General features: G+C 72.2%; 19 protein-coding genes and 1 pseudogene. 5 read left to right on the top strand and 15 right to left on the bottom strand.

What is annotated here, in order from left to right:
* Positions 1-4: 4 nt before the first annotated feature.
* Positions 5-1,711 (top strand): CocE/NonD family hydrolase, encoded by a 1,707-nt coding sequence (locus ACOKGD_RS00680; RefSeq protein ID WP_342336111.1) that lies wholly within the window; start codon positions 5-7, stop codon positions 1,709-1,711.
* Between the two features lie 14 nt (positions 1,712-1,725).
* On the opposite strand, the gene hemB is transcribed toward ACOKGD_RS00680, so the two are convergent.
* The 9 genes and pseudogenes from hemB to hemE all read right to left on the bottom strand — a co-directional run bounded on the left by hemB (position 1,726) and on the right by hemE (position 9,058).
* Positions 1,726-2,709, bottom strand: coding sequence for a porphobilinogen synthase (gene hemB, locus ACOKGD_RS00675; protein ID WP_342336110.1), 984 nt, complete (start codon positions 2,707-2,709; stop codon positions 1,726-1,728).
* The gene (locus ACOKGD_RS00670; protein WP_342336109.1) at positions 2,709-3,551 is read right to left on the bottom strand and encodes a uroporphyrinogen-III synthase; all 843 of its coding nucleotides are present in this window, start codon (positions 3,549-3,551) and stop codon (positions 2,709-2,711) included. The genes hemB and ACOKGD_RS00670 overlap by 1 nt, the downstream gene beginning before the upstream one ends.
* Positions 3,548-4,564 (bottom strand): hydroxymethylbilane synthase, encoded by a 1,017-nt coding sequence (gene hemC / locus ACOKGD_RS00665; RefSeq protein ID WP_342336107.1) that lies wholly within the window; start codon positions 4,562-4,564, stop codon positions 3,548-3,550. Before hemC ends, ACOKGD_RS00670 begins: the two co-directional genes overlap by 4 nt.
* Complete coding sequence (gene hemQ / locus ACOKGD_RS00660) at positions 4,561-5,268, bottom strand: hydrogen peroxide-dependent heme synthase (protein WP_342336106.1); 708 nt, start codon at positions 5,266-5,268, stop codon at positions 4,561-4,563. Before hemQ ends, hemC begins: the two co-directional genes overlap by 4 nt.
* A gap of 99 nt (positions 5,269-5,367) precedes the next feature.
* On the bottom strand, positions 5,368-5,652 hold the full coding sequence (locus ACOKGD_RS00655) for a hypothetical protein (RefSeq protein WP_342336105.1): 285 nt from the start codon (positions 5,650-5,652) through the stop codon (positions 5,368-5,370).
* On the bottom strand, positions 5,642-6,052 hold the full coding sequence (locus ACOKGD_RS00650; protein WP_342336104.1) for a phage holin family protein: 411 nt from the start codon (positions 6,050-6,052) through the stop codon (positions 5,642-5,644). The genes ACOKGD_RS00655 and ACOKGD_RS00650 overlap by 11 nt, the downstream gene beginning before the upstream one ends.
* Positions 6,052-6,393: a hypothetical protein gene (locus ACOKGD_RS00645; RefSeq protein WP_342336103.1), complete on the bottom strand. Its 342-nt coding sequence runs from the start codon at positions 6,391-6,393 to the stop codon at positions 6,052-6,054. The genes ACOKGD_RS00650 and ACOKGD_RS00645 overlap by 1 nt, the downstream gene beginning before the upstream one ends.
* 126 nt (positions 6,394-6,519) lie before the next feature.
* Positions 6,520-7,983, bottom strand: a pseudogene (gene hemG / locus ACOKGD_RS00640) (protoporphyrinogen oxidase); the annotation flags it as partial.
* 40 nt (positions 7,984-8,023) lie between these two features.
* A complete protein-coding gene (hemE, locus tag ACOKGD_RS00635; protein WP_342336101.1) occupies positions 8,024-9,058 on the bottom strand; it encodes a uroporphyrinogen decarboxylase in 1,035 nt (344 codons plus the stop codon).
* A 153-nt stretch (positions 9,059-9,211) separates the two neighbouring features.
* On the opposite strand from hemE, the gene ACOKGD_RS00630 reads away from it, so the two are divergent.
* Both ACOKGD_RS00630 and ACOKGD_RS00625 read left to right on the top strand, forming a co-directional pair.
* On the top strand, positions 9,212-10,477 hold the full coding sequence (locus ACOKGD_RS00630) for a glutamyl-tRNA reductase (protein WP_342336099.1): 1,266 nt from the start codon (positions 9,212-9,214) through the stop codon (positions 10,475-10,477).
* Positions 10,478-10,539: 62 nt separating this feature from the next.
* Positions 10,540-11,136: an HhH-GPD-type base excision DNA repair protein gene (locus ACOKGD_RS00625; RefSeq protein WP_342336098.1), complete on the top strand. Its 597-nt coding sequence runs from the start codon at positions 10,540-10,542 to the stop codon at positions 11,134-11,136.
* Between the two features lie 15 nt (positions 11,137-11,151).
* Here the strand turns inward: ACOKGD_RS00625 and ACOKGD_RS00620 are convergent, their stop codons facing one another.
* Positions 11,152-11,781, bottom strand: a complete 630-nt coding sequence (locus ACOKGD_RS00620) for a GntR family transcriptional regulator (protein WP_342336097.1) — start codon at positions 11,779-11,781, stop codon at positions 11,152-11,154.
* Positions 11,782-11,920: 139 nt separating this feature from the next.
* On the bottom strand, positions 11,921-13,522 hold the full coding sequence (locus ACOKGD_RS00615) for an MDR family MFS transporter (protein WP_342336096.1): 1,602 nt from the start codon (positions 13,520-13,522) through the stop codon (positions 11,921-11,923).
* Between the two features lie 138 nt (positions 13,523-13,660).
* On the opposite strand from ACOKGD_RS00615, the gene ACOKGD_RS00610 reads away from it, so the two are divergent.
* Positions 13,661-14,242 (top strand): TetR/AcrR family transcriptional regulator, encoded by a 582-nt coding sequence (locus tag ACOKGD_RS00610; RefSeq protein ID WP_342336094.1) that lies wholly within the window; start codon positions 13,661-13,663, stop codon positions 14,240-14,242.
* A gap of 83 nt (positions 14,243-14,325) precedes the next feature.
* Here the strand turns inward: ACOKGD_RS00610 and ACOKGD_RS00605 are convergent, their stop codons facing one another.
* From ACOKGD_RS00605 to ACOKGD_RS00590, 4 genes are all read right to left on the bottom strand, one after another.
* Entirely contained in the window at positions 14,326-15,711 is a 1,386-nt protein-coding gene (locus ACOKGD_RS00605; protein WP_342336093.1) for a glycine--tRNA ligase, read from the bottom strand.
* A 123-nt stretch (positions 15,712-15,834) separates the two neighbouring features.
* The gene (locus ACOKGD_RS00600; RefSeq protein ID WP_342336091.1) at positions 15,835-16,500 is read right to left on the bottom strand and encodes an SDR family oxidoreductase; all 666 of its coding nucleotides are present in this window, start codon (positions 16,498-16,500) and stop codon (positions 15,835-15,837) included.
* A 61-nt stretch (positions 16,501-16,561) separates the two neighbouring features.
* Complete coding sequence (locus ACOKGD_RS00595; RefSeq protein WP_342336090.1) at positions 16,562-16,960, bottom strand: hypothetical protein; 399 nt, start codon at positions 16,958-16,960, stop codon at positions 16,562-16,564.
* Between the two features lie 43 nt (positions 16,961-17,003).
* Positions 17,004-17,696, bottom strand: a complete 693-nt coding sequence (locus ACOKGD_RS00590) for a GNAT family N-acetyltransferase (protein ID WP_342336088.1) — start codon at positions 17,694-17,696, stop codon at positions 17,004-17,006.
* Positions 17,697-17,794: 98 nt separating this feature from the next.
* Between ACOKGD_RS00590 and ACOKGD_RS00585 the strand changes: the two genes are divergently transcribed.
* A complete protein-coding gene (locus ACOKGD_RS00585; RefSeq protein WP_342336087.1) occupies positions 17,795-19,246 on the top strand; it encodes an MFS transporter in 1,452 nt (483 codons plus the stop codon).
* The last annotated feature ends 98 nt before the right edge of the window (positions 19,247-19,344 follow it).

Raw genomic sequence — 19,344 nt, 5'->3', positions numbered from 1 at the left:
CCCTATGCGCCTGCGACGCCGCGAGGAGAAGTGCGTGCTCGGCGACGGCACGCGCCTGCACACCGTTCTGCTGCTCCCGGAGGGCGAAGGGCCATGGCCGGCGCTGCTGCTGCGGCATCCGTACGACGTGGCGGGCGACGAGGTCGCCGGCATGGTCGACGTGGCACGCCTGACCGCGGCCGGCTACCTCGTCGCCCTGCAGGACGTGCGCGGACGATTCGGCTCGGACGGGGCGTTCGACCCCTGCGCTCAGGAGGCGGCCGACGGCGCCGAGGCGGTGGCCTGGCTCGCCGCACGGGCCGAGTGCACGGGAGCGGTGGGCATGTGGGGCGGGTCGTATGCCTCCGACACGCAGTACGCCGCCCTCCTCGGCGGCGCCGAGGTGAAGGCCGTCGCGCCGGCGATCAGCCCGGCGCTGTCGGCATTCGACGGCTTCCGCTTCCGCGGTGGTGTGCCCGAGATCGGCAGCACGCTGGCATGGACCCACTACGCCATCGCGCCTCACGAGATCGCACGCGTCCCCGATGCGGATCGCCGCGCGGCGCGGCAGGAGCGCTGGGAGGCGACCGAGCGCGCCATCGCCGACGGCTCCGCCTATCGCGCGGGTGCCCTGTCGGAGCGACCCGACGTGGAGCCCATCGTCGCCTGGGGGCTGGACAGGCTGCGCGCGCCGCTCGATGCCGCGATCCAGCGGGTCGGCAAGATCGGCGACCGGATCGGGGCGGTGGCCGTGCCCGCGCTGGTGATCGGCGGGTGGTTCGACGTGTTCCTCGGCTCGACGCTCGAGCTGCACCGGCGACTGGCCGAGGCGGCGCGCACCACCGGATCCCCTGCGCCGCGCCTGATCATCGGTCCCTGGTCGCACGCGAGCATGGGCTCCGAGATCGCGGGCGTCGATTTCGGCCCCACGGCAGCCGCCGATCACCTCTGGGGCGACGGCGACCTCACCACGCAGCACGTGCGCTGGTTCGACGGGGCCCTGCGCGGGGCCCCGCTGCCGGATGCGCCGGTGCAGGTGTTCGTGATGGGTGCGAACCGCTGGCTCGCCCTCGAGGAGTTCCCCCCTCCCTCCGCCCGCACCGTCGAGCTGCTGCTCGGCGCCGACGGCGCGATCTCGACGACGCCGGCCGCAGGCGACCGGACGCTCGTCAGCGACCCGCACGATCCTGTTCCGACCCAGGGAGGCGCCGTGCTGCTGTTCGGCGGCTTCGACGCGGGTCCCGCGGATCAGCGCGTCATCGAGGCCCGCCCGGACGTGATGACGTGGCGCACGGAGCCGCTCACCGCGGACGTGACCGTGGTGGGAGCGGTGCGCGCCGTTGTGCACCTGTCGACCACGGGAACCGACGCGGACGTCGTTGTGCGCCTGTGCGATGAGCACCCCGACGGGACGGTGCGGGTGATCGCCGACGGCGTGCAGCGCGGATCGGCGCGCGGGGTCGACTCCGTGACCGGCCGCGGCGAGCGGCGGCCCCTCACCCCCGGTCGCGACGAGGAGTTCGAGGTCGATCTGTGGGCGACCGCGCACACGTTCTCGCGCGGCCACCGGCTGCGGGTCGACATCGCCCAGAGCTCGTCTCCGCGATGGGAGGTGGGGACGAACTCCTGCGGCCCGGCAGGCGAACCGGGCGAGCCGCAGGTCGCGACCTGGACGATCCGGCACGGCGGAGCACACCCGACCCGCCTCATCGTGCAGACGGTCGACCTCTGATCGATCGCTGAGGGCTAGAGCTGCTCGCGCAGCCAGCCCGCCGCCTCGACGGCCCAGTACGACAGGATCGCGTCGGCGCCGGCGCGACGGATCGAGAGCAGCGACTCGAGGATGGCGCCGCGGCGGTCGATCCAGCCGTTCGCGGCGGCGGCCTCGACCATCGAGTACTCGCCCGAGACCTGGTAGGCCCAGACCGGCACGTCGACGGAGGCGCGCACGTCGGCGAGCACGTCGAGGTACGGCAGCGCCGGCTTGACCATCACGACGTCGGCGCCCTCCTCGACGTCGAGCAGCGCCTCCTTGATGCCCTCGCGGCCGTTGCCGGGGTCCATCTGGTACTGGCGGCGGTCGCCGGTGAGCTGCGAGTCGACGGCCTCCCGGAAGGGGCCGTAGAAGGCTCCCGCGTACTTGGCCGAGTAGGCGAGGATCAGGGTGTTCGTGAAGCCCTCGTCATCGAGCGCCTCGCGCACGGCGGCGACCTGGCCGTCCATCATCCCCGACAGGCCGAGCAGCTGCGATCCGGCCCGCGCCTGGGCGACGCCCATCGCCGCGTAGCGCTCGAGCGTCGCGTCGTTGTCGACCGTGCCGTCGGCGGCGAGCACACCGCAGTGGCCGTGGCTCGTGAACTCGTCGAGGCACAGGTCGGTCTGCACCACGAGCGCGTCACCGACCTCGGCCGCGAGCGCGGTGGTCGCGACGTTCAGGATGCCCTCGGGGTCGGTGGCGCCCGAACCCTGCTCGTCGCGGACGGCGGGCACGCCGAAGAGCATGACTCCGCCGACACCGGCCTCCGCGGCCTTGACGGCGGCGCGGCGCAGCGAGTCGAGCGTGTGCTGGCGCACGCCGGGCATCGACGAGATGTCGGCGGGCTCGGTGATGCCCTCGCGCACGAACATCGGGAGCACGAGCTGCGACGGCACAAGATGGGTCTCGCGGACCAGCCGCCGCACGGCGGCCGACTGGCGCAGCCGACGCGGGCGGTGGGTGGGGAAGCTCATCAGCGGCCCTGCGAGATGATGCCGGTCGGGCCGGTGGTGGGCACGGCGAGCGCCTCCTCCGAGGGCTCCGGCACCGGGATCGACGCGAGCGCCGAGATCAGCGACTCGACGGTCTGCTCCGGCGCGATCAGCTGGATCGGCAGGTGGATCAGATCGGCGTCGTGCGCGGTGCGCGGGCCGATGGCGGCGATGACCGTCGACTCGGCGATGTTCGTGAACTGCTCGCGGACCTGCTCGGCGACCGATCCGGACGTCACGAGGATCGCGTTGATCCGGCCCGAGGTCACGTCGCGGACGACGTTCTCCTTGGCCGGCACGCCGATGGTGCGGTACGCGACGACGCTGCGGACGTCGTGACCGGCCTCGGCCAGCATGACCGAGAGGATGGGCTTCGCGATCGCGCTGCGCAGGGCCAGGATCCGGCGCGGCGCCGGCTCGAGCGCGTTGAGCTGCTGGGCGACGCCCGCGGCCGAGTTGTCGGTGTCCGGCACGAGGTCGACGCGGTAGCCCGCGGCGCTGAGCGCGGCGGCCGTGGTCTCGCCGACGGCGGCGACCTTCGTGGCGTCGGGGATCTTGGCCTGGTAGGCCGAGAGCACGTCGACGGTGGTCGCGCTGGTGAGGGTGAGCCAGTCGAACTCGCCGGCGGCGAGGTCGGCGATGGCCGCCTCGAGCGTGGCGGTGTCATCGGCGGGCGCGAAGTTGATCATCGGCGCGATGACGGGGACGGCGCCCTGCGAGCGCAGGGTGGCCGCGACGCTGTCGCCCCAGGGACCGCCGCGCGGCACGAGGACGCGCCAACCGGTCAGGGGCTTCTCCGGGCGAGACGTGTGAGCTGAATTCATAGGGAGGACTCTCGGGATACGAGGTCGGCCGCCCCACGTTCGAGCAGCCGACGAGCGATACCGTGGCCGATATCGCGCGCATGGTCGATCTGATCCACGCCGTCGGCAGCATCCGCTTCGTTGCCGCTGCCCTGCCGACGAATATACCCCTCACCGGGCGTGTCGATGGACACGGTCTCGGACACCACCTCTTCGATGGCCCGCTCACCGGCAAGACCGTAGACGGCGGCCCTCACCTGCAGCTGATCGCCGACGAAACGGGCGTGCACACCGACCGGGGCGTGGCACCCCGCCTCGATGCCCGCGAGCACCGCGCGCTCGACGGTCACGGCGAATCGCGTGGGGGCGTCGTCCAGCCGGGAGAGCGCGTCGAGGAGCTCGGGATCGGCGTCGGCGCGCGTCTCGACGGCGAGCGCACCCTGGCCCGCGGCCGTGGGCCAGGCGTCCAGGTCGCGCTGCTCGTAGATGAGCGGGGTCTCGGGGCCGAGGCGGTCGAGGCCGGCGGCGGCCAGCACGATCGCGGTCAGTTCGCCATCGGTCACCCGCTGCATGCGCGAGTCGACGTTTCCGCGGAGGTCGTGGATCGCGAGATCCGGGCGGACCCGCAGGACCTGCGCGATGCGGCGCGGCGATCCGGTGCCGATGATCGACCCCTCGGGGAGGTCCTCGAGCCGCGTGCCGTCGCGCGTGATGATCACGTCGCGGGCATCGGCGCGGGGCGGGTTGGCGGCGATCACGAAGCCGTCGGGCTGCGCGGTGGGCAGATCCTTCAGCGAGTGCACCAGCAGATCGCACTCGCCGGCCAGGAGCGACTCGCGCAGGCGCGTCGCGAAGACGCCCGTCCCGCCCAGCTGCGACAGCGATCCGCGGTTGGTGTCGCCCTCGGAGACGATCTCGACGAGCTCGACGGGGCGTCCCGACACCTCCTCGAGGGCGCGGGCGACGTGACCTGACTGGGTCATCGCCAGCGCGCTGCGCCTCGTGCCGAGGCGGATCGGGACGGCCGAGCTCACGACAGGATCTCGGCGATCTCGGCGATCTCGACGCGGCGGCCCGTGAAGAAGGGGACCTCCTCGCGCACGTGGCGGCGCGCCTCGGTGTAGCGCAGGTCGCGCATCATGTCGACGAGGTCGGTGAGCTTGTCGGCCTCCATGGGCAGCATCCACTCGTAGTCGCCGAGGGCGAACGAGGCCATGGTGTTCGCGGTGACGTCGCGGAAGGCGGCGCCCTTCATGCCGTGGTCGCGCAGCATGGCGCTGCGCTCCTCCTCGGGCAGCAGGTACCACTCGTAGCTGCGCACGAAGGGGTAGATGGTGAGCCAGCCCTTGGCGGGGATGCCGCGCATGTAGCCGGGGACGTGACGCTTGTTGAACTCGGCGTCGCGGTGGACGGCCATGGCGTTCCAGGTCGGCAGCAGGTTCGCCAGCAGGCTGGTGCGACGCAGGCGACGGATCGCCTTCTGCAGGTCCTCGGCGACGGGCCCGTGGACCCACACCATGAGGTCGGCGTCGGCACGCAGGCCGGAGACGTCGTAGAAGCCGCGGACGGTCACACCGCCCTCTGCCAGGAACGTGACGATGTTCTCGAGCTCGACGTCGTCGGCCGCTCCGACGGGGCGGGCCGGGTCGCGGCGCCACACCGCCCAGAGGCTGTAGTTGTCGCCGAGGATCTCGGTCTCTGCGGACGCGTCGGGAGTGCTGTGGTGCGAGTCAGCCATGGGTCCATCCTCCCCCCGGGTCCGGGTAAGGCAAAACCGCCCCGATCACGAGGAGGTCTCGTTTCGGGGCGGCCTCTCGATGTCGAAAGAGCGGCGGGATCAGCGCGCGATGAGGCGGGCGATCCCCCAGATCGCGGTGCCGACCGCAAGGGCGACACCGACGGCGGCGGCGAGCGCCGGGACGGGCTCGCGCTCGGCGAAGGCGCGGGCCTTGACCGCGCCTTCCTGCAGCTTCTCGGACGCACGCGCGGGGATGTTCGCCTTGTACTCGATGGCGGCCAGGGCGGCCGCGAGCTCGGCGCGGGCGAGGGCCACCGGATCCGTGATGCCGCTGGGCACCACGGTGTTCGGCGTCTGGCTGCTGTACACGCTCTCAGAACTCATTCGCGACATCCTTCACGATCTGCACGTCGGTCTTGGCGGCCTGGATCGGGCTCTCGCGCTTGCCGATCTTCTTGTAGAAGACCAGTCCGGCGGCGCCCGCTGCGATGGCGAGGATGACCCCGACTCCCATGACGATGAGCGCGGCCGCCCACACCGGAAGCCACAGCGAGAGCAGCGCGGTGAGGAAGGCCAGGAACATCGGGACGACCCACGCGATGAAGAACAGCGCCACGAACATCAGGCCCGTGCCGATGCCCGCGTCCTTGGCGGTCTTGACGGCCCAGCCCTTGATCGCGTTGAACTCGGCGACGACGAGGTTCTTGACCAGCTGCGGGACGTCCTGCGCGAGGGTCAGCAGGCTGTCGTCGGCGCGATCGCGCAATGGCGAGCGCACGGCCATCAGGAGTCGGCCACCTTCGAGACGTCGGCCTCGGCGGCCTTCTTCACGTCGTCGGCGGACTCCTTGGCGGCCTTCAGCCCGGCGTCGAGCTTGGAGCCCGGCGTGGGCTGCCGGCTGACCGCCTTGTAGACGCCGACGCCGGCGCTCCAGACGGTGCGCGGCAGCGCGAGCGCGCTGGAGGTGGCGATGTCCTTGACCTTGCCGACCTGCTCCTGCACCGGGTCGAGGTTCCAGACCTTGAGCGCCTGGGTCTTGATCTGCTCGTAGCGCTCACGGCCGGCACGGCTTCCCAGCACGTAGCCCGCCCCGAGGCCGATAACGAGTCCCAACTTGCCCCGCATGGGTTTCTCCTCACGTCGCTGACGCATACGCCTCGGACCGCTCGAGCGCGATCCCATGGTTGTGCTGACCACGCTAGCGCCGTATTCCGAAAACGGCATCCCGGTTGCGGTGGGCAGGAAGGCCCGCTAGAACGTCTTCCCCTCGGGGAAGAGCACCGCGCGCCGCAGGCGGTCGGCCTCGGCGATCGCGTCCGGCACGACCTGCGCCAGGCCGGTGCCGGCGAGCCACGCCCCGGTGGCGCCGAGCCCGGGCACGGAGCGGATCGCGGCGCGGGTGCGGGCGGTCTCCTCGCGGAGCCCGATGGTGGCGGCGGGCTGCGACTGGGCGAAGCGCTCGATCGCGAAGCCGCGCAGCTGGTCGCGGGTGAGCGGGACGCCGAGCATCAGCGCCGCCTGCTCGACGGCGAGGGCCGCGACGGCCTCGTCGGCCAGGCCGTCGGTCGCCGGGGGCTCGCCCTGGGCGCCGAAGGACACGCGCACGACGTGGCGTCCGGCCGCGGCCTCGCGCACCCAGCCCCACTTCACGGTGGCGTGCGTCAGCGCCTTCGCCGTGAACGACCCGGGCACCGTCAGCACGCCCGTGCCGCGGGGCGCGTCGTCGAGCATGGGCGCGTCGAGCATCAGGGTGACGACGTGCACCACGGGCCCGGGGGCCGCGGCCTCGGGCGGGAGGCCCTCCACGTGCGGAGCCAGCAGGCGGCGCGCGGCGGTCTCCTCGGTGGCGACGAGCACGGCGTCGGCCTCGAAGCGGTGCTCGCCCGCCGACAGCACCCATCCGGATCCCTCGCGGGCCAGAGACGAGAGCGGCGAGCCGAGGCGGATCTCGACGCCGAGCTCGCGCAGCGACGCGGCCAGCGCATCGACCAGGCGGATCATGCCGCCCTCGAGCCCGAGCACGGCCGCTCCGGGCGCCTTGCCGGCGGCCGCTCCGCCCGGGCGGGCCGCCACCAGCTCGGCGACGGCGCCGGTGAGCGATCCGACGCGAGTGAGCGCCGCGTTCAGGCCAGGGGCCGCGATGTCCGGGTCGATGTCGTCGGGCCGCGCCGAGTACACCCCGCTCGTGACGGGGGCGACGAGGCGGTCGAGCACCGCCGATCCGAGGCGCGAGCGCACCAGCTTGCCGAGAGAGGCGGCGTGGCCGATGGTCAGCGGCGGGCGCAGGCGGTCGAGGTACGCGCGCCAGGCGCCGCCCCAGCCGATGACCCGCACGACGTCCTCGGCGAACGGGTTCGCGGGGATGCCGAGGATGCCGCCCTGCGGCAGCGGCGCGGCCTTGCCGCCGGGCAGGCCGGCGACCCAGGCTCCCCCGCGATGGGGCTCGACGACGGCGTCGGCGAGGCCGAGCTCGTCGACCAGCGTGCGCACGTGGCCCCCGCGGGTCGCGAAGCTCTCGGCGCCGAGGTCGAGCCCGATGCCGTCGACCTCGCCCGAGCGGATCGCGCCCCCGAGGGCGTCGCCCGCCTCGAGCAGGGTGACGGACATGCCGAGCTTGGCGAACTCGCGCGCGGCGACGAGGCCGCCGATGCCCCCGCCGACGACGGCGACACGCGTGGCCGCGGCCTTCTCGTGCAGCTCTTCCACCGGCATCTCTTCCCGCTCCCTCGTCGCCTGCTCCGCCTCGCCCGTCGCCTCAGAGCGAGTGGACGAGCTCGACGATGCGGGTCAGGACGGCCGGATCCGCATCCGGCGGCACGCCATGGCCCAGGTTCACGATGTGGGCGCGCGCCGCGCGGCCCCGCTCGACGACGTCGCGGACGTGCGCCTCGAGCACCTCCCACGGGGCGCCGAGCAGCGCCGGGTCGATGTTCCCCTGCAGCGTGACGTCGGGCCCGACGGTCGCGGCGGCCTCATCCAGCGGCAGGCGCCAGTCGACGCCCACGGCCGACGCGGCGCCGTCCAGGCGCATGTCGCCGAGGAACGGGCCGGTGCCCACGCCGAAGTGGATCACGTCGACCGGCAGATCCCGCACGGCCGCGGCCGAGTGCGGCTGCACGTACTCGCGGTACACGTCCGGCCGCAGCGACCCCGCCCATGAGTCGAACAGCTGCACGGCGGCGGCGCCCGCCTCGATCTGCGCGCCGAGGAACGCGCGCGAGACCCCCGACAGCCAGCCGGCCAGGCGGTGCCACGACTCGGGGTCGGCCTGCATCATGGCGCGGGCGCGCAGGTGCTCCTTGGACGGGCCGCCCTCGACGAGGTAGGCGGCGAGGGTGAACGGGGCGCCGGCGAAGCCGATCAGCGGGCGGCCGCTCTGGTCGAGCTCGGCGACCGTGAGGCGCACGGCCTCGCGCACGGGCTCGGCGGCGGCGGCGACCTCGGCGGGGTCGATGCCCGTGATGCGCGCGACGTCGGAGGCGGTGCGGATGGGCGAGGCGAACACCGGGCCGCGACCGGGCTCGATCTCGACCTCGACACCCGCCAGGCGCAGCGGCACAACGATGTCGCTGAAGAAGATGCCCGCATCGACGCCGTGGCGGCGCACCGGCTGCAGCGTGATCTCGGCCGCCAGATCGGGCGTCAGGCATGCGTCGAGCATGTGCGTCCCGACCCGCAGCTCGCGGTACTCCGGCAGCGAGCGACCCGCCTGACGCATGAACCAGATCGGGGCGGTCTCGGGGCGGTCACCGCGGAGAGCGCGCAGCAGCGGGGCGTTGGCGTCGGGCATGGATCCATCTCACCACGCCGCCCCCTCGGAAAACCGTGGGACGACGGATCGCGCGGATCGCCCGGATCCGCGGAATCTCGACGTCGAAGGATCCGTCACGAGCACCCAGCGGGGGTTCAGACCCCGCACTTCGACGCGGCGTAGAATCCCTGTGTGCTGCTGTGTGTCACCGCGAGTCATAAGACTGCGCCCTTCGACGTCCTGGAGCAGCTCTCCGCGCCCGGCGCCGACAAGATCGCGCCGCTCATCGCGCCCTCGGTCGAGGGTGTGGTGGTGCTGTCGACCTGCAACCGCATCGAGGCGTACGTCGAGACCGAGTCGGCCGACAGCGCCGCGCTGATCGCGGAGGCGATGCGCGAGGCCTCGGGCCTCGACGCCGACGAGTTCGCCGGCCGCTACGCCGTCAAGACCGACGGCAAGGCCGCCGAGCACCTGTTCGCCGTCGCGGCCGGCCTCGAGTCGGTCGTCATCGGCGAGGGCGAGATCGGCGGCCAGGTGCGCCGTGCGCTCGCCGACGCCCGCCAGCAGGGCACCACGACCAGCGACCTCGAGCGCATGTTCCAGCGCGCCACCGAGACGCAGAAGGCCGTGAAGAACGCCACGGCGCTCGGCCGCGCCGGCCGGTCGCTCGTGCGCCTCGCGCTCGAGCTGACCGACAGCCGCCTCGCCGACTGGACCACGCAGAAGGTGCTGCTGTTCGGGACCGGCATGTACGCCGCCGCGACCATCGCCGCGCTGCGCGACCGCGGCGTCACCGACATCACCGTCTACTCGACCTCGGGTCGCGGCAAGATGTTCGGCGAGAAGTACGGCATCGCGCACGTCACCCGCGCCGACCTCGTCGCCGCGGCGACGCAGAGCGACATCCTCATCACCTGCACGAACTCGGAAGAGCCGGTCGTCACCCCCGACACCATCGCCGGTCTGGCGAAGCCGCTGTTCGTCATCGACCTGGGCCTGCCCCGCAACGTCGACGCGGCCGTCGCCGACGTCCCCGGTGTCACCCTGCTCGACCTCGAGACGATCCGCGTGCACGCACCCCTCGAGGAGCTGCAGGCCACCGACGCCGCCCGCGCGATGGTCAAGGACGCGGCGGCGCGCTTCGTCGACGTGCGTCGCAGCCGCGGCGCGCAGCCGGCGATCATCGCGCTGCGCGAGCACGCGTTCGGCCTGCTCGAGAACGAGATCGCGCGGCACCCCGAGTCGGAGGCGGCGCTGCGCCACCTCGTCGGCATGCTGCTGCACACCCCCACGACCCGCGCCGCCGACTACGCGATGCAGGATCGCGCGGAGGAGGTCTTCGCGGCGATCGAGACGCTGTTCGGCGTCGACGCCCGCCCGACGCTGCCCGCCGGCACCGTCGAGCCCGCCCCGGTCGAGGTGTCCTGCCCCGTCACCGGCGCCGTCGCGCTGCGCTGACGCCCCACCCTCGCTCCCACCGGGGCCGGGTGGATGCGCGCCCGGCGCGCGATGATGGAGCCATGGCCCTCTCGATCACCGGCGACGCCGACGCCGACGCGCTGCTCACCGACAACCCGCTCGCCCTGCTGATCGGCATGCTCCTCGATCAGCAGATCGCGATGGAGACCGCCTTCACCGGCCCCGAGAAGATCCGGCAGCGGATCGGATCCGTCGACGCGGAGACGATCGCCGACTACGACCCCGACGCGCTCCTCGAGGTGTTCCGCCAGACGCCGGCCGTGCACCGCTTCCCCGGGTCGATGGCGGAGCGCGTGCGCACCCTGTGCCGCACGCTGGTGGACGACTGGGACGGCGACGCCCGCGCGCTCTGGACCCGCGGCGAGCCCGACGGTGCGGAGGTGCTCGCGCGCCTGAAGGCCCTACCCGGATTCGGCGACCAGAAGGCGCGCATCTTCCTCGCCCTGCTCGGCAAGCAGTGCGGCTTCACGGGATCCGGCTGGCGCGAGGCGGCGGGGCCGTACGGCGAGGAGGGCGCGCACCGCTCCGTCGCCGACATCACGAGCCCCGAGTCGCTGGCGCTTGTGCGCGAGACGAAGCGGGAGGCGAAGGCCGCGGCCCGGAAGCAGCGGGATCCGGGGGCCGCGGAAGGGGCCTGACCCTCGCGCCCGGTCTCAGCAGATCCCGTGCATCCGGCGGACGGCGGTCTCCGCCGCGCCCGCATCGCGCGCGACGACGGCGTCGCGCAGCGCCTCGCGCTGTTCGCGGAAGCTCTCGGCGAACTGCCCGGGTGACACCACGTTCTTGAGGCGGGCGAGCAGATAGTGCACGTCGCGGCGGCGGTCCATGACCTCGTTGCCGGTGTGGTCGAGGGCGAAGACGAGCGCCGCGAGGCCGGTGTCGAACACCTCCTCGTCGGAGGTGGCATCGCACAGAGCGTGGACGAGGCCGATCAGCCGCTCGTGCATCGCGTCGTCCATCCGGCGCAGCGCCATCTGCACCCCGCCGCCGTACAGGAGCCCTGCGTACTCGACGCCGTCCGCGATCCGCCGGTCGGTGAACACCGTGACGCGGGTGAAGCGCGAGGCCGCTGTCTCGACGAGGCCGGCGCGCTCGAGGCGCTGCAGGGCCTCGCGGACCGGCATCCGCGAGACGCCGAGCTGACTGGCGAGCTCGTGATCGCGCAGCACGACGCCGGGTTCCAGGGTGCCGTCGACGATCGCCTCGGCGATCCTCTCGAAAGCGAGGTCGGAGAGACGGGGACCCCGATTCGACAGGGGCGAGAAGGCGAGGGGCATCGACATCGAGGATCCGTTCGGGCGCGGAAAGGACACCCCTCCCCGGGGATCTCAGCTTATGGGGGGCGGGCGAACCCTTCGGCCCTCAGCGATATAAAGCACGGCGGCCCGGACCCCGCAGGGCTCGGGCCGCCGTCAGGGGAGGTCAGGCGCGGCGCAGCTGCGCCTCGAGCCGCTCGGCCTCGTCTCCCGCGATGGCCTCACCCCGGGCCACCAGGCCCGAGTCGCCCACCAGCGGGATCTGCTTGATGAAGAACGCCAGCAGCAGGCCGACGGCCATGAACGGGATGATGTACCAGAACACGGGCGCCAGCGACTCGGCGTAGGCGGTGACGATGGCGTCGCGCACCGGCTCGGGCAGCGTGCTCAGCAGCCCCGGGTCGATCGACGCCGTCGCGTCGGCCGCGGCCTCGGGAGAGGCGCCCGCGCCCGCGAAGACGTCGGTGAGGCGCTCGGTCAGGCGCGTGGTGAACAGCGTGCCGAACACGGCGACGCCGAGCGAGGATCCCACCTCGCGGAAGTAGTTGTTCGTGCTGGTCGCCGTGCCGATCTCGTTCGGCGGCACCGAGTTCTGCGCCACCAGGACGATGATCTGCATCACGAGACCGAGGCCCGCGCCGAAGACGAACAGGTACGCGCAGATCAGCCAGATCGGGGTGTCGGCGGCGAGCGTGGTCATCCCGAGCAGGGCCACGATCGCGATCACGATGCCGAGGATCGGGTAGGCCCGGTACCGCCCGGTGCGCGAGACGGCCACGCCCGACGCGATCGAGGTGCCCATGAGTCCGACCATCATCGGGATCATCAGCAGGCCCGAGTCGGCGGCCGAGGTGCCCGACGCCATCTGCAGGAAGGTCGGCATGAACCCGATCGCGGCGAACATCGCGATGCCGAGCACGAACCCGATGCCCGTGGTGTTCAGGAAGATCCGGTTGCGGAACAGCGAGAGGGGGATGATCGGATCGGTCGCGCGCGACTCGACGAGGACGAACAGCGCCGCCGCGATGAGCATGCCCGCGCCCCAGGCCCACGTGGCCGGCGAGTCCCAGCCGTGGTCGGCGGCATCCCCGCCGAAGTCGGTGAAGAAGATGAGGCAGGTCGTCGCGGCCGACAGCAGCACGATGCCGAGCACGTCGATGCGGTGCTTCGCGCGATGGGTCGGCAGCGTCAGGGCGAACACGCCGATCACGAAGGCGATGATGCCGATAGGGATGTTGATGTAGAACGCCCACTGCCAGGTGAGGTGGTCGACGAAGTACCCGCCGAGGAGGGGGCCGGCCACGGCCGAGAGGCCGAAGACCGCGCCCATCGGGCCCATGTACTTGCCGCGGTCCTTCGCGGGCACAACGTCGGCGATGATCGCCTGCGACAGGATCATCAGCCCTCCGCCGCCGAGCCCCTGCATCGCGCGGAACACCACGAACGACCAGAAGTCGCCGGCGAAGGCGCAGCCCACGGACGCGAGCGTGAACAGCCCGATCGCGATGAGGAACAGCCAGCGGCGACCGAAGACATCGCCGAGCTTGCCGTAGATCGGCATCACGATGGTAGTCGCCAGCAGATAGGCCGTCGTGATCCAGACCTGGTGCTCGACGCCGCCGAGCTGGCCCACGATCGTCGGCATGGCGGTCGAGACGATCGTCTGGTCGAGGCTCGAGAGCAGCATGCCCGCGATGAGGGCGCTGAAGATGATCCAGATCCTGCGCTGCGTGAGCAGCAGCGGGGCATCTGCGACGGAGGTGGACATGGGTCTCCTGGCTGAAGTCGTGATGTGCAGTCACTGCAACTATACGTGCATAACCTGCAGTCAGCTCCCCGTCGTAGGGTCGGAGGAGCGCGACCCCGCGCTCTCGCCTCGCGAGGACGACGCCCCGAAGGAGCACGGATGCCGCATCCCACGGGACGCGCGGCCGCCACGACCGCGGCCATCGAGCGCGCGGCGCTCGAGCTCGTCCTCGAGCACGGCTACGCGCAGGTCACCGTCGACATGATCTGCGAGGTCGCCGGCATCAGCCAGCGCACCTTCTTCAACCACTTCCCGACGAAGGACGACGCGCTCCTCGGACAGGAGCACCCCGGGATCGACGAGCGCGCGGCGCGCCGCTTCGTCATCTCGACCGGGCCGATCCTGATCGACGCCATCGCGCTGATCTCGCTCCCGCCGAGCGACGCGCCCAACATCGAGCAGCGGATGAAGGTCATCGCCAGCTCGACGACGCTGCTGAGTCGCCAGATCGCGCGCATCACGGCGATGGAGAACGAGCTGCGGGAGATCATCGAGCTGCGCCTCGAGCACGCCTCCCCGACCGCACCCGCCGCGCGCCGGCGCGACGAGGCGATCCTGATCACCCACCTGCTCAGCGGCGTCTTCCGCTACATCGGCACCGAGATGGGCGCGCCCGGGGCGAGCTTCCCCGAGATCGCCGAGCGGACGCGCGACCTGCTGGAGCGCGTGCTGGCCAGCTGAGCGGAGCGCCAGCCGCACGCCCACGAGGGCCAGACACAGCGAGAGCCGGACCCCAGCGGGCCCGGCTCTCGCGGTGTCGCGTGTCAGGCGCCGCGGAGGCGCTCCGAGAGGTACGCGCGAAGGCCCTCGAGCGGCACGCGCTCCTGGGCCATCGTGTCGCGGTCGCGGACCGTGACGGCGCGGTCGTCGAGCGAGTCGAAGTCGATCGTGACGCACAGCGGCGTGCCGATCTCGTCCTGGCGACGGTAGCGGCGGCCGATGGCGCCGGCGTCGTCGAAGTCGACGTTCCACTGCGCGCGCAGCTCGTCGGCGACCTCGCGAGCCAGCGGCGAGAGGCGCTCGTTGCGCGAGAGCGGCAGGACGGCGACCTTGACCGGCGCCAGGCGCGGGTCGAGGCGCAGCACGGTGCGGGTGTCGGTGCCGCCCTTGGCGTTGGGCACCTCCTCCTCCTCGTACGCGTCGATGAGGAAGGCCATCATCGAGCGGGTGAGGCCGAACGAGGGCTCGATGACATAGGGCACGTACTTCTCACCCGAGGCCTGGTCGAAGTACTCGAGCTTGCTGCCCGAGGCCTCGATGTGGTTCGTCAGGTCGAAGTCGGTGCGGTTGGCGATGCCCATGAGCTCGCCCCAGCCCTTGCCCGGGAAGCCGAAGTCGTACTCGACGTCGATCGTGCGATCCGAGTAGTGCGCGCGCTCGCCGTCGGGGATGTCCAGCTTGCGCATGTTCTGCGGGTCGATGCCGAGGTCGATGAACCAGGCCCAGCAGGCCTCGACCCAGTGCTCGAACCACTCGGCGGCCTCGGCCGGCGGCACGAAGAACTCGATCTCCATCTGCTCGAACTCGCGGGTGCGGAAGATGAAGTTGCCGGGCGTGATCTCGTTGCGGAACGCCTTGCCGACCTGGCCGACGCCGAACGGCGGCTTCTTGCGCGAGGCGGTGAGCACGTTCGCGAAGTTCACGAAGATGCCCTGGGCCGTCTCGGGGCGCAGGTAGAACAGCGACGACTCGTCGTCGACGACACCGAGGAACGTCTTCACGAGGCCCGAGAAGGACTTCGGCTCGGTCCACTGGCCGCGGGTGCCGCAGTCGGGGCAGGCGATGTCGGCCATGCCGTTCTCGGGCTGGCGGCCCTTCTTCTCGGCGAACGCCTCGATGAGGTGATCCTCGCGGTGACGCTTGTGGCACTGCAGGCACTCGACCAGCGGGTCGCTGAAGGTGGCGACGTGGCCCGAGGCCTCCCACACCTTCGAGGGCAGGATGATCGACGAGTCGAGGCCGACCATGTCGCCGCGCCCGCGCACGAACGTCTGCCACCACTGGCGGCGGATGTTCTCCTTGAGCTCCGTGCCCAGGGGCCCGTAATCCCATGCCGAGCGGGATCCGCCGTAGATCTCTCCCGCCTGGAAGACGAACCCGCGGTGGCGGGCGAGGCTGATGACCTTGTCGAGGCGGGAGGGTTCGGCCACGGTGGCTCCAATGGTCGGGAGGATCGGATGAGCATGCGCGCGAGCGGACACGCGCGCGGATACAACGATTCTAGGCGCGCCGCTCCCCCACGATCACCGGCAGCGGGCGAAGCGCCCGAGAGGTCAGAACCGGGCGCTGAAGCCGCCGTCGACGTGGAGCAGCTGGCCGCTCACCCAGCGCCCCGCCTCCGAGAGCAGGAACGACGTCACGCCCGCGATGTCGCGCGGGGTGCCGGCGCGGCCGAGGGGCTGCGCGGCGAGGAGCGCCTCGCGCGTCTCGTCGTCCATCCATCCGGTGTCGATGGGGCCGGGGTTGACCACGTTCGCCGAGATGCCGCGCGGGCCGAGCTCGCGCGCGGCCGAGATCACGATGCGATCGAGCGCGCCCTTGGAGGATCCGTAGGGCAGGTTGCCCGTGGTGTGGTCGCTGGTGAACGCGACGATCGCGCCGCCGTCCGCGCTGACCTGCCGCGCGAAGGCCGCGATCATCAGCAGCGTGGCACGGGCGTTGACGGCCACGTGCAGATCGAAGCTCTCGGCCGTGGTGTCGAGGATGCCCGACTCGATGTCGTGCGCGTGGCTGAGCACCATCGCCGACAGCGGGCCGCGCTCGGCCGCGATCCGCTCGATCAGCGCGGTGGGCTCGGTGGGGCTGGACAGGTCGCACGGGTAGTCGCCGGTGCCCAGCTCGCTCGTGACCACGTCCCAGCCGTCGGCCTGCAGCCGCGGGACGATGCCCGCCCCGATCGAGTTCGCGCGCGCGGCTCCGGTGACGAGGACGAGGGGCATGCCCGCGAGCCTAGCGGCGACCTCCAGGGCGGATGTGAGGGGCGCTCTGGCGCTGCGGCCCTCAGCCCCAGGGGGAATGCCCCTCGCCGGGCCGCAGCGCCCGCAGCCCGAGCGGCGGCCACGGCAGCTCGTGCAGGTCATGGGGCACGTCGATCGCGCCCCAGTCCTCGGTCTTCACCGTCACGCGGCCGGGCCCCTCGGGCGTCGCCGGCGAGACGTCCACGACCCGCACCCGGATCGGATCCCGCCCCTCCCGCTCGAGCACGTACGGCTCGGCGAGCCACCCCAGCCCCCGGGCCTCGAGCGCGTCCTCCGCCTCGACCCAGTCGAGCGGCGCGCTGACGTCGGCCCCGAACAGGTCGACCGCCACCCACTCGTCGCCCTCGGGGCGGATCCAGCCGACGAGCTCGCGGTCGAGACCACGGCGGTGCGGGATCCAGGCGGGGTCGAGTGCGCTCATGTGACGAGTGTGCCGGAACCCCGGCCCGGCGCGCGCGGGGCGGTCAGGCCCGGACGAAGAGGTACCCGCGCGCCGCGTCGAAGCCCGCGATGCGCAGCCCCTGCGCGAGCTGCTGCGCCATGTCCGCCCGCAGCTTCAGGCGCCATTCGTGGGCGGCGCCGGGGTCCGAGGCGCGGAGCGACTCGATGTCGCTCGGGATCTCGACGGTCGCGACCACGGCGTCCTCGGCCGGGGGCCTCGCGATGTCGGCCAGGGCCCACTCGACGTCGAGGCGGTCGCTCTCATCGCCCGCGTCGCCTCCGCCGAAGATGCCGTACTGGTTCTCGACGTACGCCGTGGCACGCGCGCCGAGCACGGTGAGGAAGAAGTGCGCGTTCCGGGCGACGAGCGGATCGAACGTCCACGTGATGTTGCCGACCTCGCGCGAGAACGCCCACTGGCGCTGGTGCTCCTTGAGCTCGCGCCCCCAGCCGCGGCCGCGGTACTCGGGCAGCAGGGCGGTGATGTGGGAGTGCATCGTGCGACGCGCCGGCTGCCCGAAGAACGCGATGGACGCGCCGACCATCACCTCGTCGTCGCCCTCGCTGTCGAACAGGCCCACAACGTAGTTGCCCGACTGCTGCAGCGCGCGCAGCGTGCCGGCGTCGATGGTGCGCTCCGAGCGGCGGAGCTCATCGAACAGATCCTGGGCCTTGATGATGAGCTCGACGGTGTCGAGATCGCGGATGGTTCGCATGGGGCTAGTCTGCCCGGATCCGGCCCGCTCGCGTCAGCAATCCCCTCGGATCCCGACATTCCGATCCCGCCGCTCTCCCGCGCGGTTAGCGTGGACGGATGAGTGGACGAGACAGCAGACGCAGCCTCACCCACTCGACGCCGAGGTGGCTGACGGTCGGCGTGCTGGCGTTCACGGGCCTGTGCTCGGCCTACATGTTCACCCTCGTTGTGCCGATCCAGGCCGAGCTGCCGCACCTGCTGCATGCCGACCGCGCCGACACCGCGTGGGTCGTGACGATCACGCTGCTGGTGGCCGCGTGCGCGACGCCGATCTCGGGCCGGCTGGGCGACATGTACGGCAAGCGCAGGATCGTGCTGGTGCTGATCGGCCTGCTGATCCTGGGATCCCTGGTGGCGGCCCTGGCGAGCGGCATCGGCGGCGTGATCCTGGGGCGCGCCCTGCAGGGGGCGACGACCGGCGTGATCCCGCTCGGAATCGCCATCATGCGCGACGTGCTGCCGCCGGCGCGGCTGAGCACGGCGGTGGCGCTGATGAGCGCGACCATGGGCGTCGGCGGCGCCATCGGCCTGCCGGCCAGCGCGCTCATCGTCGAGCACCTCGACTGGCACCTGCTGTTCTGGCTCGCCCTCGCCCTCGGGGTCGCGGCCTTTGTACTCGTGGCGCTGTTCGTGCCGCCCAGCACGCTGCGCACGCGCGGGCGCTTCGACTTCGTGGGCGCCGTCGGCCTCGCCGCCGGCCTGGTCGGCGTGCTGCTGGCCGTGTCGCGCGGGGCGGACTGGGGCTGGTTCTCGCCCGTGACCCTCGGATCCGGCCTCGGCGGCGTCGCGATCCTGCTCCTGTGGGGCTGGTATCAGCTGCGCACGGCCGAGCCGCTGCTCGACCTGCGCGTCGCCGCACGGCCCGCGGTGCTGTTCACGAACCTCGCCGCGATCGGCATGGGCTTCGCCCTGTTCGGCACGAACGTGACGATCCCGCAGCTGCTCGAGCTGCCGGCGGGATCGGGCGCCGGGCTCGGCCAGACGATGTTCATCACCTCGCTCGTGGTGATGCCGTCGGGTCTCGTGATGCTCATCATCTCGCCGCTGTCGGGGTGGCTGGAGCGCACGCTCGGCGGGCGTTTTATGCTCGCCTTCGGCACCGGATCCGTCGCCGTCGCCTACGTGTTCATGCTGCTGTGGAAGACCGAGGTCTGGCAGCTCTTCGTGGCCAACATCATCGTCGGGGTCGGGGTCGGGGTCGGGTTCTCGTTCGCCGCCATGCCGATGCTCATCATGCGGTCGGTGCCCTCGCACGAGACGGGCGCCTCGAACGGCATCAACGCGCTCTTCCGCTCGCTCGGCACGTCGGCGGCATCGGCCGTGATGGCCGCGGTGCTCGCCTCGCTCACCGTCGAGTTCGACGGCGTCGCCGTGCCCTCGACGCAGGCGTTCGAGCTCTGCTTCTGGCTCGGCGCGTTCGCCGCCGCGGCCGCGTGCGTGCTGGCGCTGCTGATCCCGCGCCACCCGCACGTCGAGCACGCCTCGGTGCCGGAGGGCCCCCGATCCTGACCCCCGGGCATCCGGCCGGGGTGTGCTGGCCGCGCTGGCCGGCGCTGGTGGTCAGGAAACGCCGCGACCGGGTCGGGCGCCGCGGCGTGTTCTGACCG

It is taken from the genome of Microbacterium phosphatis, assembly GCF_049177115.1.
Taxonomy (GTDB): Bacteria; Actinomycetota; Actinomycetes; order Actinomycetales; family Microbacteriaceae; genus Microbacterium; species Microbacterium phosphatis.
This window is presented reverse-complemented; position numbering and strand designations above follow the sequence as displayed.